Annotated in this window: 13 protein-coding genes; 8 read left to right on the forward strand and 5 right to left on the reverse strand. The window is 70.4% G+C overall.

The window, feature by feature from the left end; translation table 11 throughout:
• Window positions 1-164 precede the first annotated feature (164 nt).
• A complete protein-coding gene (locus ACWEBX_RS13870) occupies window positions 165-635 on the forward strand; it encodes a DUF6542 domain-containing protein (RefSeq protein WP_451885075.1) in 471 nt (156 codons plus the stop codon).
• 130 nt (window positions 636-765) lie between these two features.
• Here the strand turns inward: ACWEBX_RS13870 and ppgK are convergent, their stop codons facing one another.
• Window positions 766-1,515 (reverse strand): polyphosphate--glucose phosphotransferase, encoded by a 750-nt coding sequence (ppgK, locus tag ACWEBX_RS13875; protein ID WP_384788094.1) that lies wholly within the window; start codon window positions 1,513-1,515, stop codon window positions 766-768.
• 29 nt (window positions 1,516-1,544) lie between these two features.
• Entirely contained in the window at window positions 1,545-2,549 is a 1,005-nt protein-coding gene (locus ACWEBX_RS13880) for a 4-hydroxy-3-methylbut-2-enyl diphosphate reductase (protein WP_451885076.1), read from the reverse strand.
• A 178-nt stretch (window positions 2,550-2,727) separates the two neighbouring features.
• Here ACWEBX_RS13880 and xseA point away from each other — a divergent pair, with 178 nt between their 5' ends.
• The 3 genes from xseA (at window position 2,728) to ACWEBX_RS13895 (ending at window position 4,996) form a co-directional block, all read left to right on the forward strand.
• The gene (gene xseA / locus ACWEBX_RS13885; RefSeq protein ID WP_451885077.1) at window positions 2,728-3,936 is read left to right on the forward strand and encodes an exodeoxyribonuclease VII large subunit; all 1,209 of its coding nucleotides are present in this window, start codon (window positions 2,728-2,730) and stop codon (window positions 3,934-3,936) included.
• 9 nt (window positions 3,937-3,945) lie between these two features.
• Complete coding sequence (locus tag ACWEBX_RS13890; protein ID WP_451885078.1) at window positions 3,946-4,188, forward strand: exodeoxyribonuclease VII small subunit; 243 nt, start codon at window positions 3,946-3,948, stop codon at window positions 4,186-4,188.
• Window positions 4,189-4,405: 217 nt separating this feature from the next.
• Complete coding sequence (locus ACWEBX_RS13895; RefSeq protein WP_451885079.1) at window positions 4,406-4,996, forward strand: malonic semialdehyde reductase; 591 nt, start codon at window positions 4,406-4,408, stop codon at window positions 4,994-4,996.
• 111 nt (window positions 4,997-5,107) lie between these two features.
• On the opposite strand, the gene ACWEBX_RS13900 is transcribed toward ACWEBX_RS13895, so the two are convergent.
• A complete protein-coding gene (locus ACWEBX_RS13900; RefSeq protein ID WP_451885080.1) occupies window positions 5,108-5,626 on the reverse strand; it encodes a DUF4245 domain-containing protein in 519 nt (172 codons plus the stop codon).
• Between the two features lie 126 nt (window positions 5,627-5,752).
• Here ACWEBX_RS13900 and glpX point away from each other — a divergent pair, with 126 nt between their 5' ends.
• Entirely contained in the window at window positions 5,753-6,784 is a 1,032-nt protein-coding gene (gene glpX / locus ACWEBX_RS13905; protein ID WP_326785733.1) for a class II fructose-bisphosphatase, read from the forward strand.
• A gap of 133 nt (window positions 6,785-6,917) precedes the next feature.
• On the opposite strand, the gene ACWEBX_RS13910 is transcribed toward glpX, so the two are convergent.
• Both ACWEBX_RS13910 and ACWEBX_RS13915 read right to left on the reverse strand, forming a co-directional pair.
• Complete coding sequence (locus ACWEBX_RS13910) at window positions 6,918-7,289, reverse strand: WhiB family transcriptional regulator (protein WP_451885081.1); 372 nt, start codon at window positions 7,287-7,289, stop codon at window positions 6,918-6,920.
• Between the two features lie 196 nt (window positions 7,290-7,485).
• Window positions 7,486-8,214, reverse strand: coding sequence for a DUF1707 SHOCT-like domain-containing protein (locus ACWEBX_RS13915; protein WP_451885082.1), 729 nt, complete (start codon window positions 8,212-8,214; stop codon window positions 7,486-7,488).
• A gap of 250 nt (window positions 8,215-8,464) precedes the next feature.
• On the opposite strand from ACWEBX_RS13915, the gene ACWEBX_RS13920 reads away from it, so the two are divergent.
• The 3 genes from ACWEBX_RS13920 to fomD all read left to right on the forward strand — a co-directional run bounded on the left by ACWEBX_RS13920 (window position 8,465) and on the right by fomD (window position 12,451).
• The gene (locus tag ACWEBX_RS13920) at window positions 8,465-10,129 is read left to right on the forward strand and encodes a fumarate hydratase (protein ID WP_451885083.1); all 1,665 of its coding nucleotides are present in this window, start codon (window positions 8,465-8,467) and stop codon (window positions 10,127-10,129) included.
• A gap of 110 nt (window positions 10,130-10,239) precedes the next feature.
• On the forward strand, window positions 10,240-11,643 hold the full coding sequence (locus ACWEBX_RS13925; RefSeq protein ID WP_451885084.1) for a class II fumarate hydratase: 1,404 nt from the start codon (window positions 10,240-10,242) through the stop codon (window positions 11,641-11,643).
• Between the two features lie 115 nt (window positions 11,644-11,758).
• The gene (gene fomD, locus ACWEBX_RS13930) at window positions 11,759-12,451 is read left to right on the forward strand and encodes a cytidylyl-2-hydroxypropylphosphonate hydrolase (RefSeq protein WP_451885085.1); all 693 of its coding nucleotides are present in this window, start codon (window positions 11,759-11,761) and stop codon (window positions 12,449-12,451) included.
• Window positions 12,452-12,769 lie beyond the last annotated feature (318 nt).

Consider the following 12,769-nt stretch of genomic DNA (forward strand, 5'->3'; position numbering starts at 1 on the left):
GGTCTCCGGCGTGTCCGATGAGCCGTTCCACACATAAAACGACCTAAGTTGGTCCAGTGGAGCAACACAGGACGCGTCCCCCTCAGTACAGACCGCGACGCGGAGCACCTGTTCCGGCACAGGCCGGGCGGGCGGCGAACGGCGGTGTCCGGCGGGGCGGCCCGGTGGCGCGGCGGCCCGCGCCCCCCGCTGTCCGGCAACCGGGCCGGACGTCGCGGCCCCGGCTGACCGGGCTCGGCGGCGGTCTGTTCTGCGGCGCGTCGATGTTCGCGCTGGCCTGCCTCGACCACCTGCTGTTCGGCGGGTCGGCGACGGTGTACGGGGTGCTCTTCCTGCCGGTGTGCGTGCTGACCGCGCTGTGGGTGCGGCCCGGCGACCTGGTGACGGCCCCCGTGGTCCTGCCGATCGCCTTCACCTGCGGGCTGCCGCCGATCACCGACGGCGGAGGCGGCCTCGGCGACTTCTTCATGGGCCTGGTCACCACGCTCGCCCTGCAGGCGGGCTGGCTGTACGGGGGAACGCTGGCCGCGGTCCTCGTCGTGGCCGTCCGCCGGATCCGCCTGATGTCCCGCCGCCGGGCCGCCCAGCGGCGGGAGCGGGCACGCGCCGTACCGCCCGGCAGACAGGCCCGCTGACCGCTGACCCGGCCCGCCGGCCCCGTACCGACCGGCCTCCCGCCCTGTACCGGCGTCGGCCGACCCTCGTACGGTCGGCCGGCGGCCCTCTCGTACCGTCGCCGGGCAGACGAGACTTTGCGGACACGACCTAGCGGCCGATCTGCGCCGCCCGCATCGCCGCGCCCACGATCCCGGCGTTGTTCTGGAGCTGCGCCGGGACGATCTCCGCCTTGATGCCCTCGATCAGCGGCAGGAACTTCTCGGACTTGCGGCTGACACCGCCGCCGATGATGAACAGCTCCGGGGAGAACAGCATCTCGACATGGGCGAGGTATCTGGTGACCCGGCGCGACCAGTGTTCCCAGGTCAGCTCGTGGTCCTCCTTGGCCTTGGTGGAGGCCCTCTTCTCCGCGTCGTGGCCGTTCAGTTCCAGGTGCCCCAGCTCGGTGTTCGGGACCAGCTCGCCGTCCGTGAAGACAGCGCTGCCGATGCCGGTGCCGAAGGTGAGCAGGATGACCGTGCCCCGTCGGCCCTTCCCCGCGCCGAACTCCATCTCGGCGACACCCGCCGCGTCGGCGTCGTTCAGCACGGTCACCGGCAGACCGCCCAGCCTCTCGCCGAGCAGCGCGCCCGCGTCGGTGTCGATCCAGGACTTGTCGACGTTCGCCGCCGTACGGATGGTGGAACCGCCGGTCACCACACCGGGGAACGTGATGCCCACCGGGCCCGTCCAGCCGAAGTGGTCGATGACGTCCTTCACGCCGTCGGCCACCGCGTCGGGCGTCGCCGGGTGCGGGGTGAGCACCTTGCAGCGCTCCTCCGCCAGGTCCCCGCGGTCAAGGTCCACGGGGGCACCCTTGATCCCGGATCCGCCAATGTCCACACCGAAGATCTTCATGGCCCTACGTTACGACGTACGGCTGAATGTCACTTCCCGGACGGACCACCGGTGCGCGCCTCCACCAGTGCGGCCGCCTCCGCGCGCAGGTCGCGGCGCAGCTCCTTGGGGAGCGAGAACGTAATGGACTCCTCGGCGGCCTTGACGATCTCCACGTCCTCGAAGCCGTGCCCGGACAGGAACTCCAGAACCTGCTCGACGAGGACCTCGGGGACGGACGCGCCGGAGGTGACACCGACCGTGGTCACGCCCTCCAGCCAGGCCTCGTCGATCTCGTCGGCGAAGTCGACCAGGTAGGCGGCGCGGGCGCCGGCCAGCTTGGCGACCTCGACCAGCCGGACCGAGTTCGAGGAGTTGCGCGATCCGACGACGATGACCAGCTCGGCCTCCGCGCCCATCTGCTTCACGGCGAGCTGACGGTTCTGCGTGGCGTAGCAGATGTCGTCGCTCGGCGGGGAGATGAGGAGCGGGAACTTCTCCTTCAGGGCGTCGACCGTCTCCATCGTCTCGTCGACGGAGAGGGTGGTCTGGGAGAGCCAGACGACCCTGGAGGGGTCGCGGACCTCGACCTTGGCGACATCCTCGGGGCCGTCGACCAGGGTGATGTGGTCGGGTGCCTCGCCGGAGGTGCCGATGACCTCCTCGTGGCCCTCGTGCCCGATGAGGAGGATGTCGAAGTCCTCGTCGGCGAAGCGGACGGCTTCCTTGTGGACCTTGGTGACCAGCGGGCACGTCGCGTCGATGGTGGCGAGCTTGCCTGCGGCGGCCTCGTCGTGGACGACGGGGGAGACGCCGTGCGCCGAGAACATGACGATGGACCCCTCGGGGACCTCCGCCGTCTGCTCGACGAAGATCGCGCCCTTCTTCTCCAGCGTCTGCACGACGTACTTGTTGTGGACGATCTCGTGACGGACGTAGATCGGAGCCCCGTACTGCTCGAGGGCCTTCTCGACGGCGATCACGGCGCGGTCCACGCCCGCGCAGTAGCCACGGGGGGCGGCGAGCAGGACACGGCGGCCAGGCGAAGCGGTCATGCCCCCATCGTAAGGCCGCGTCCGGCGGGTCAGGGATCGCCTCCTCGGAGAGACGATGGACAGCCGGTGGGGGTGGGACCAGGTGATTCCCGGGAGGCACGATGTCCGGCGCGCCGACCACCGGCGACTCGTGCCGGGCGCGGGGGCGTTGTCGGTGGGGCCCACTACGCTCGGGCGCATGGCTCTCAACACGTCCGCGGACGCTCCGCTGCCCGTCGGCGAGGTGTCACGGCTCATCGGGGGATGGATCGACCGGCTCGGCGCGGTGTGGGTCGAGGGGCAGATCACCCAGTTGTCGCGGCGCCCCGGCGCGGGCGTCGTCTTCCTGACGCTGCGCGACCCGTCGCACGACATCTCGGTGGGCGTGACCTGCTACCGACAGGTCTTCGACGCGGTCGCCGACGTCGTGAGCGAGGGCGCCCGGGTGGTCGTCCACGCCAAGCCGGAGTGGTACGCGCCGCGCGGGCAGCTCTCCCTGCGGGCCACCGAGATCAAACCGGTGGGAGTGGGAGAGCTCCTGGCCCGCCTCGAACAGCTCAAGAAGTCGCTGGCGGCCGAGGGGCTGTTCGCGGCCGGGCGCAAGAAGGCGCTGCCGTTCCTGCCGCAGCTCATCGGGCTGGTCTGCGGGCGCGCGTCGGCGGCCGAGCGTGACGTGCTGGAGAACGCGCGGCACCGCTGGCCCGCCGTCCGCTTCGAGGTGCGCAACGTCGCCGTGCAGGGCGTCCACGCCGTACCGCAGGTCGTCCAGGCGGTGAAGGAGCTGGACGCGCTCGACGAGGTCGACGTGATCGTCGTGGCGCGCGGCGGCGGCAGTGTGGAGGATCTGCTGCCGTTCTCCGACGAACAGCTCGTCCGCGCGGTCGCGGCCTGCCGCACGCCGGTCGTGTCGGCGATCGGGCACGAGCCGGACAGCCCGCTGCTCGACCTCGTGGCCGACCTGCGGGCCTCCACACCGACGGACGCCGCCAAGAGGGTCGTGCCGGACGTCGGCGAGGAGTACGAGCGCGTGCGGTTCCTGCGGGACCGGGCGCGGCGCTGCGTCCAGTCGTTCGTCGACCGCGAGGAGCGCGGCCTCGCGCACACGCTGGCCCGGCCCTCGATGGAGGATCCGCACCGGATGATCGACGAGCGGGCGGACCAGGTGTCCGCCCTGCTCGACCGGGGCCGGCGCACCCTCGGGCATCTGCTGGACCGCGCGGACTCGGAGCTGACGCACACCCGCGCGCGCGTGGTGGCCCTCTCCCCCGCGGCGACCCTCCAGCGGGGGTACGCGGTGCTGCAGCGGGCCGACGGTCATGTGGTCCGGGACCCGGCCGAGGTGGCGGCGGACGAGACGCTGCGGGCGCGGGTCGCCGAGGGTGAATTCACGGTTCGAGTCGATGCATAGGGTGGCCGCATGACCAGCAAGGTGGACGAGGCGCTCGGGTACGAGCAGGCACGGGACGAGCTGATCGAGGTCGTACGCCGTCTGGAGGCGGGCGGTACGACCCTGGAGGAGTCCCTGGCGCTCTGGGAACGCGGCGAGGAGCTGGCCAAGGTGTGCCGGCGCTGGCTGGAGGGCGCTCGGGCCCGTCTGGACGCGGCGCTGGCCGAGGAGTCCGGGGAACAGGAAGAGGACGCCGGTTCCAGGTCCGAGTGACCTCCTGCTCCGAGTCCGAGTGACGTCCTGCTCCGAACAGCTCCAGCGGGGCCCGCGACACCGCGGGCCCCGTTTTTCATGCCTTCTTCTTCATGGCGTCGCCTGTGAAGCGGATCACCACGCCCCGCTTTTGGTTGAACTTTAAACCTCCTCGACGTACTGTCGTACTCGCCAACAGATCCCCCCGGATCCACCGCACATACCGAGAAGGTTCTTCATGTCTCTCGTCCTTGACCCCACCGCTCAGGACCTGCTGTTCCGCGAGGCCCGCACGGCGAACACCTTCACCGACGAGCCGGTGACCGACGAGCAGGTCCAGGCGATCTACGACCTGGTCAAGTACGGCCCGACCGCCTTCAACCAGTCGCCGCTGCGCATCACCCTGGTCCGCTCCCCCGAGGCCCGCGAGCGTCTCGTACAGCACATGGCCGAGGGCAACCAGCCCAAGACCGCCACCGCCCCCCTCGTCGCGATCCTCTCCGCGGACAACGAGTTCCACGAGGAGCTCCCGACCCTCTTCCCCCACTTCCCGGCCGCCAAGGACGTCTTCTACTCGGAGCGCCCGGCCCGCGAGGGTGCCGCACGGCTGAACGCCGCACTGCAGGCCGCGTACTTCATCATCGGCATCCGCGCCGCCGGCCTCGCCGCCGGGCCGATGACGGGCCTCGACTTCGCGGGCCTCCAGAAGGAGTTCCTGGACGACGACCACACCCCGCTGATGGTCGTCAACATCGGCAAGCCGGGCGAGGACGCCTGGTTCCCGCGCTCCCCGCGTCTCGACGCCGAGCAGGTCATCACGACCGTCTGACCGACGGCACCAGCGAACGAGAAGGGCCCCCGGCATTGCCGCCGGGGGCCCTTCTTCATGTCCTACGGGTTCCGCTTCACGCCCCACGGGTTCCGCCGGGCCGTACGGGCCCTACGAGGTCTTCAGGGCCTGCGCCAGCTTCACCAGCGTGCCGAACGACCCGGTGCCGGTCACCACCGTCGTGGAGCCCTTGCCCTCCAGGACGAGGGCGTCGTAGTGGTCGCCCTCGTAGCGCCGCCAGGTCCGGTCGCCGATGCGCTCGGTCGTCTTCGTCTGCCGCGCGCCCTGGCTCGTCGTGTCGATGAACACGGCCGGCCGCTGAGTGGACTGCTCCACCGCCACGTACTGACCGTCGGGGGCCTGGAAGCCCAGATGCCAGGCGTCGAACTCGCTGCCGTCGTACCGCACCGAGGTCGCCTTCCACGCCGACGGCAGACCCTCGGGCGCCGCCACGGGATAGCTCGCCGCGCGGCGAGCCGTCAGCAGCTCGACCCGGTAGTCGACCCGCTTGAGATCGGGCTCGGAGTCGTCATGCGGAATGAAGATGTAGATGACACCCGCCATGAGCGAGATGAGGCCCAGGGAAAGAATCATGTCCCGGACCGACTGCTTGCCTTTCATACCTGCCACGCGCCTATCGTCGCAGGTGCCCTGGCCTGCTCATCCGTGGGCCCCCCTGCTCATTTTGTAAGCCTGGCGATAGAGTCGGGGCCACACCCTCATCCGGCCGTCGTCGTATCAGAAAGGTGCGTGTCGATGACCGAACATCATCTGCCCTCCGAACTCGAAGTCCCGTCGGAAGCCCCCGACCGCAACCTCGCCCTCGAACTCGTCCGTGTCACCGAGGCCGCCGCGATGGCCGCGGGCCGCTGGGTCGGCCGCGGCGACAAGAACGGCGCCGACGGCGCCGCCGTCCGCGCCATGCGCACCCTCGTCTCCACCGTCTCGATGAACGGCGTCGTCGTCATCGGCGAGGGGGAGAAGGACGAGGCCCCGATGCTCTTCAACGGGGAGCGCGTGGGCGACGGGACCGGCCCCGAGTGCGACATCGCCGTCGACCCGATCGACGGAACCACGCTCACCGCCAAGGGCATGACGAACGCCATCGCCGTGCTCGCCGCCGCCGACCGCGGCACCATGTTCGACCCGTCCGCGGTCTTCTACATGGACAAGCTGGTCACCGGCCCCGAGGCCGCCGACTTCGTCGACATCAACGCGTCCGTGGCGGTGAACATCCGCCGGGTCGCCAAGGCCAAGCGGGTCACACCCGAGGACGTCACGGTCGTCATCCTCGACCGCCCGCGCCACGACGGGATCATCAAGGAGATCCGGGAGACCGGCGCGCGCATCAAGCTGATCTCCGACGGCGATGTCGCGGGCTCCATCCTCGCGCTGCGCGAGGGCACCGGCATCGATCTGCTGCTCGGCATCGGCGGCACACCCGAGGGCATCATCTCGGCCTGTGCCGTCAAGTGCCTCGGCGGCACCATCCAGGGCAAGCTGTGGCCGAAGGACGACGAGGAGCGGCAGCGGGCGATCGATGCCGGGCACGACCTCGACCGCGTCCTGACCACGAACGACCTGGTCTCCGGCGAGAACGTCTTCTTCGTCGCGACCGGGATCACCGACGGCGAGCTGCTGCGCGGGGTGCGCTACCGCTCCGAGACCGCGACGACCGAGTCGATCGTGATGCGCTCCAAGTCGGGCACGGTCCGCCAGATCCGGTCCGAGCACCGGCTGAGCAAGCTGCGTGCCTACAGCGCGATCGACTTCGACCGCGCCAAGTAGGACCACCGGCCCCGCGGGCCGGGCGCCCACGAGGCGCGGAAGGGGCGCCCCTTGTGCGGAGGGGCGCCCCTTTTCCGTGTCGGCGCCCAGGGCGTGCGACGCGCCCCGGGGGACCCGGCCTTCCCGGGGTGGGTCAGCCGGCCGCGGCTATCGTGCCGCGGGCGGCCTTGTTCAGTTCCAGGTCGCGGCGGCGCCGCCTGGCGAGCACGACGCGGCGCTCGGCGGCGGTCAGGCCGCCCCAGACACCGTACGGCTCGGGTTGCAGCAACGCGTGTTCGCGGCACTCGACCATGACCGGACAGCGGGCGCAGACGCGCTTGGCCGCCTCCTCACGCGAGAGGCGTGAAGCGGTCGGCTCCTTGGAGGGGGCGAAGAACAGGCCGGCTTCGTCACGCCTGCACACCGCCTCCGTGTGCCATGGCGCTTCCTGATCCCTGTCCCGCACGGGCGCCCGCTGGGCCGGAACGGCAGCTACCTGCAGGGACTGATGCGGCGGTTGCAGCACGGTCTACTCCTGACGACGGCTTCGCGAGCGTGCCGGGCGCCGGGGAAGTTCCACAGCGCCCTCCAAGAGACGATGCAGCAAGCCCTACCCGCTGTGCGCGCGCCTATGCACTGCGTACCGAAGCCCGGCCCTTCTCACGCGTGATCGATCGTCCGCCGCGGACCGGCCGCATCCGCCGCCCGCATATTCACGAGCGTCAACGGTCGAGATGCTTGCGCAAACTCCGGTCCAGCCGGTCCGCCACGCGTTCGTTCACCCGGCTGGTGACCCGGTCGAGGATGTCGGCGATGATCTTGCCGCGCCGGGGCCGCGCCTCGACGTTCCCCAGGACGGCGAGGCCGTCGATGTAGACCACGGGCGCGTCGGGGTCGCCCGAGTCCAGCGTGTCCACCTCGAAGTTGCCGAGCACACCGCCGCCGCTGCCGCGCAGCGAGACGTTCTCCGGCACGAAGATCTCGACGTTGCCGAACACCGAGATCGCCTTGATCACGACCTGCTGGTACTCGAAGATCGCCTCGCTCAGGTCGATCTCGACGTTGCCGAACACCGAGTACGCGTGGATGCGCCGGCCCGCCCGCCAGCGGCCCTTGCGGACGGCCGAGCTGAAGACCGCCACCACGTTCTCGTCGGCCTCCGCCGGGATCGCGCCCTGGGTGGGGCGGTTCGGCGCCGAGGTGTACGCGGAGGCCGCGCGGCCCGTGTGGGCGGCGGGCAGGTCACGGACGAACTGGTCGAGTTCGCCGACCGTCTTGGTGGCCAGCACACCCTCGACCCGCTCGGCGTGCTCCTCCGCGGTCAGGCGCCCCTCGGCGACGGCCTCGCGCAGGATGTCGGTGATCCGGTCGCGGTCGGCGTCCGAGGCACGCAGCTCGGCCGGCTTCGCCGCCGTGGCGGCACTCGCGTCGGGGCTCTTTTGAAGGTCCACGGCGACAGCGTACCCAAACGCGATAGATCGCGACTACCCCTCGCGCCCCGCCCGCGGGAAACCCGTCCTCCCCCGGAACAGACGGTCCGATGTCCGAACTGAGCCTTACCTCACAGCCTCGGCACCCGTGCCAGGTTCTACGCTGGTGGACGCTGCCGATGACGGCCGGCCTCAGGCGAGTGAGCCGAAGGGGTGCGCCCGAGGCGACCGAGCCCCGAAAAAGCTGACTGTCGAGTGAGGAATAGGCGAGATGCCTGAGTTCGCGTACACCGATCTGCTCCCCCAGGGAGAGGACACCACCCCGTACCGGCTGGTGACCTCCGAGGGTGTCTCCACCTTCGAGGCCGACGGGCGCACATTCCTCAAGGTGGAGCCGGAGGCGCTGCGCAAGCTCGCCACGGAGGCCATCCACGACATCCAGCACTACCTGCGCCCGGCGCACCTCTCCCAGCTCCGTCGCATCATCGACGACCCGGAGGCCTCGGCGAACGACAAGTTCGTCGCCCTGGACCTGCTGAAGAACGCGAACATCGCCGCCGCGGGCGTCCTGCCCATGTGCCAGGACACCGGCACGGCGATCGTCATGGGCAAGCGCGGCCAGAACGTGCTCACCGAGGGCGGCGACGAGGCGGCCCTCTCGCGCGGCATCTACGACGCGTACAAGAACCTGAACCTGCGCTATTCGCAGATGGCCCCGCTGACCATGTGGGACGAGAAGAACACGGGCTCGAACCTGCCGGCGCAGATCGAGCTGTACGCCACCGACGGCGGCGCCTACAAGTTCCTGTTCATGGCCAAGGGCGGCGGCTCCGCCAACAAGTCGTTCCTCTACCAGGAGACCAAGGCGGTCCTCAACGAGGGCTCCATGATGAAGTTCCTGGAGGAGAAGATCCGCTCGCTGGGGACGGCCGCCTGCCCGCCGTACCACCTGGCGATCGTCGTCGGCGGAACGAGCGCCGAGTTCGCCCTGAAGACCGCGAAGTACGCCTCCGCGCACTACCTGGACGAGATCCCGTCGGAGGGCTCCGACCTCGGCCACGGCTTCCGGGACAAGGAGCTGGAGGAGAAGGTCTTCGAGCTGACCCAGAAGATCGGCATCGGCGCCCAGTTCGGCGGCAAGTACTTCTGCCACGACGTACGTGTGGTGCGCCTGCCCCGCCACGGCGCGTCCCTCCCGGTCGCGATCGCCGTCTCCTGCTCGGCCGACCGCCAGGCCGTCGCGAAGATCACCGCCGAGGGCGTCTTCCTGGAGCGGCTGGAGACCGACCCCGCGCGCTTCCTGCCGGAGACCACGGACGAGCACCTCGACGAGTCGGACGTCGTGCGCATCGACCTCAACCAGCCGATGGACGACATCCTCGCGGAGCTGACGAAGTACCCGGTCAAGACCCGTCTCTCGCTCTCCGGCCCGCTCGTCGTGGCGCGCGACATCGCGCACGCCAAGATCAAGGAGCGGCTGGACGCGGGCGAGGAGATGCCGCAGTACCTGAAGGACCACCCGGTGTACTACGCGGGCCCGGCCAAGACCCCCGAGGGCTACGCGTCGGGCTCCTTCGGCCCGACCACGGCCGGCCGCATGGACTCCTACGTCGAGCAGTTCCAGGCGGCGGGCGGCTCCAAGGTGATGCTCGCCAAGGGCAACCGCAGCAAGCAGGTCACCGACGCGTGTGACGCGCACGGCGGGTTCTACCTCGGCTCCATCGGCGGACCGGCCGCCCGTCTGGCCCAGGACTGCATCAAGAAGGTCGAGGTCGTCGAGTACGAGGAGCTCGGCATGGAGGCCGTCTGGAAGATCGAGGTCGAGGACTTCCCGGCCTTCGTCGTCGTCGACGACAAGGGCAACGACTTCTTCCAGGACCCCGCCCCCGCCCCGACCTTCACCACGATCCCGGTGCGCGGCCCCGGACTGGCGTAGTGCGCGCCCGTACGGCGTCCGCCCCGCGAGGTGGACGCCGTACGGGTGACGCGCGCCGGGCGGGAACACCGGCGGGCTCCGGGATGCTGTCTCCCATGGAGGTGTCACCAATGGCGGATGGCCAGGGCGAAGGCGCGTACCGGATCGAGCACGACTCCATGGGCGAGGTGCGCGTGCCGGCGGAGGCGAAGTGGCGGGCGCAGACGCAGCGCGCCGTGGAGAACTTCCCCGTCTCGGGGCAGCGCCTGGAACGCGCGCACATCGAGGCGCTCGCCCGGATCAAGGGGGCCGCCGCGAAGGTGAACGGCGAGCTGGGCGTGATCGGCGAGGATGTCGCGGAGGCGATCCAGGAGGCGGCCGAGGAGGTCGCCGAGGGCCGCTGGGACGCGCACTTCCCGGTCGACGTCTTCCAGACGGGCTCGGGCACCTCCTCCAACATGAACGCCAACGAGGTCATCGCGACGCTCGCCGGTGAGCGGCTGGGCCGGAGCGTCCACCCCAACGACCAGGTGAACGCGTCGCAGTCGAGCAACGACGTGTTCCCGTCCTCCATCCACATCGCCGCGACCGCCGCCGTCACCCGCGATCTCGTGCCCGCGCTGGAACACCTGGCCGCCTCGCTGGAGCGCAAGGCACGGGAGTTCGCCGATGTCGTGAAGTCGGGGCGCACCCATCTCATGGACGCGACGCCGGTGACGCTCGGCCAGGAGTTCGGGGGGTACGCGGCCCAGGTGCGGTACGGGGTCGAGCGGCTGGAGTCCTCGCTCCCACGGCTGGCCGAACTGCCGCTGGGCGGAACGGCCGTGGGGACGGGGATCAACACCCCGCCCGGATTCTCCGCCGCGGTGATCGCGGAGGTGGCGCGGGCGACGGGGCTGCCGCTGACGGAGGCCCGCGACCACTTCGAGGCGCAGGGGGCGCGCGACGGGATCGTGGAGACCAGCGGTCAGCTCCGGACCATCGCCGTCGGACTGACGAAGATCGCGAACGATCTGCGCTGGATGGCCTCCGGGCCGCGCACCGGACTGGCCGAGATCAGCCTCCCGGATCTCCAGCCCGGCTCCTCGATCATGCCGGGCAAGGTGAACCCGGTGATTCCCGAGGCGGTGCTGATGGTCGCCGCGCAGGTCACGGGAAACGACGCGACCGTCGCCGCCGCGGGCGCGGCCGGGAACTTCGAGCTGAACGTGATGCTGCCGGTGATCGCGAAGAACGTGCTGGAGTCGGTCCGGCTGCTCGCGAACGTCTCGCGACTGCTGGCCGACCGCACGGTCGACGGGATCGTCGCGCACCGCGAGCGGGCCCGTGAGTACGCGGAGTCGTCGCCGTCCGTGGTGACGCCGCTGAACAGGTACATCGGGTACGAGGAGGCCGCCAAGGTCGCGAAGAAGGCGCTGGCGGAGCGCAAGACGATCCGCCGGGTGGTGCTGGAATCGGGGTACGTGGAGCGCGGTGACCTGACCGAGGAGCAGTTGGACGAGGCCCTGGATGTCCTGCGGATGACACACCCGTAACGGCCCGGGCTCGCGGAGAAACGCCTGATGACGGCTCCGTAACAGCGGGTTCCCGATGGCGTGAACCGTGACGGTTGCCGCAGCGTCGTATGCCTGGGGCACCTAATATCTGGTCATGGCAGAGGGTGGAGCGGTGAGACGAGCGGAAGCGGACGGGCCGGCGACGTACTGGGAGCCCGGGCGCCCGATCCTGTGGCGGTACCGGGAGAACGGCGGCGACAGCGTCCACATCTGCCGTCCCGTGACGGTCGTACGCGACGACGCCGACCTGCTCGCGGTGTGGATGGCGCCGGGCACGGAATGCGTGAAGCCCGTGCTCGCGGACGGCTCGCCGGTGCATGCGGAACCGCTGGAGTCGCGCTACACGAAGCCTCGCGCGGTGCGGCGCGGCCGCTGGTCCGGGACCGGTGTGCTGAAGCTGGCGCGGCCGGGCGAGGCCTGGTCGGTGTGGCTGTTCTGGGAACAGGGCTGGCGTTTCAAGAACTGGTACGTGAACCTGGAGGCTCCACTGGCCCGTTGGGCGGGCGGGGTGGACTCCGAGGACCACTTCCTCGACATCTCGGTCCACCCGGACCGCAGTTGGTCCTGGCTCGACGAGGACGAATTCGCCATGGCGCAGCGGGCCGGTCTGATGGATGCTCAACTGGCCGCACGGGTAAAGGAAGCGGGGTGGTCGGCGGTGGAGGTGATCCGCGCCTGGGGCGCGCCGTTCTCGGACGGATGGCAGCACTGGAGGCCGGATCCGGGCTGGCCGGTTCCCGCTCTGCCGGATGACTGGGACCGTACGCCCGCGCACGTGTCCTCATGAGACCCTTGATGCGCCCCCGTGGTACAACCGTAGGATCGTCTTCCGCAAGGGCGCACGGCAGCGACAACTCCCGCAGGATGAGCCGGGCTTGACCATATGTCACCGAGGGGCGGCAAGACGTGAGCGAGGGGTACGAGGCGTACGGCGGCGTGGCCGGCCAGAGACCGGTCGCACCGCGCGGGCTCGCCACGACGGCCGTACGGGCCGGGGCTTCGGGCACCGCCCCGCTGCCGGCACGGGCCGTTTTCGGCCGTGGACGAGCCGTACCGTGCCGGGCGGCGGCCGTTCGCGCCGTCGGTCCCGGCCCTGACGACACGC

The sequence above is a fragment of the Streptomyces sp. NPDC005070 genome (assembly GCF_053600395.1).

Excerpts from the sequence above, each read along its gene's own strand:
- ACWEBX_RS13920 (WP_451885083.1), top strand. The coding sequence starts at position 8,465 with ATGCCTGAGTTCGCGTACACCGATCTGCTCCCCCAGGGAGAGGACACC.
- xseA (WP_451885077.1), top strand. The coding sequence starts at position 2,728 with ATGGCTCTCAACACGTCCGCGGACGCTCCGCTGCCCGTCGGCGAGGTG.
- ACWEBX_RS13925 (WP_451885084.1), top strand. The coding sequence starts at position 10,240 with ATGGCGGATGGCCAGGGCGAAGGCGCGTACCGGATCGAGCACGACTCC.
- ACWEBX_RS13890 (WP_451885078.1), top strand. The coding sequence starts at position 3,946 with ATGACCAGCAAGGTGGACGAGGCGCTCGGGTACGAGCAGGCACGGGAC.
- ppgK (WP_384788094.1), bottom strand. The coding sequence starts at position 1,515 with ATGAAGATCTTCGGTGTGGACATTGGCGGATCCGGGATCAAGGGTGCC.
- ACWEBX_RS13880 (WP_451885076.1), bottom strand. The coding sequence starts at position 2,549 with ATGACCGCTTCGCCTGGCCGCCGTGTCCTGCTCGCCGCCCCCCGTGGC.
- glpX (WP_326785733.1), top strand. The coding sequence starts at position 5,753 with ATGACCGAACATCATCTGCCCTCCGAACTCGAAGTCCCGTCGGAAGCC.
- fomD (WP_451885085.1), top strand. The coding sequence starts at position 11,759 with ATGGCAGAGGGTGGAGCGGTGAGACGAGCGGAAGCGGACGGGCCGGCG.
- ACWEBX_RS13895 (WP_451885079.1), top strand. The coding sequence starts at position 4,406 with ATGTCTCTCGTCCTTGACCCCACCGCTCAGGACCTGCTGTTCCGCGAG.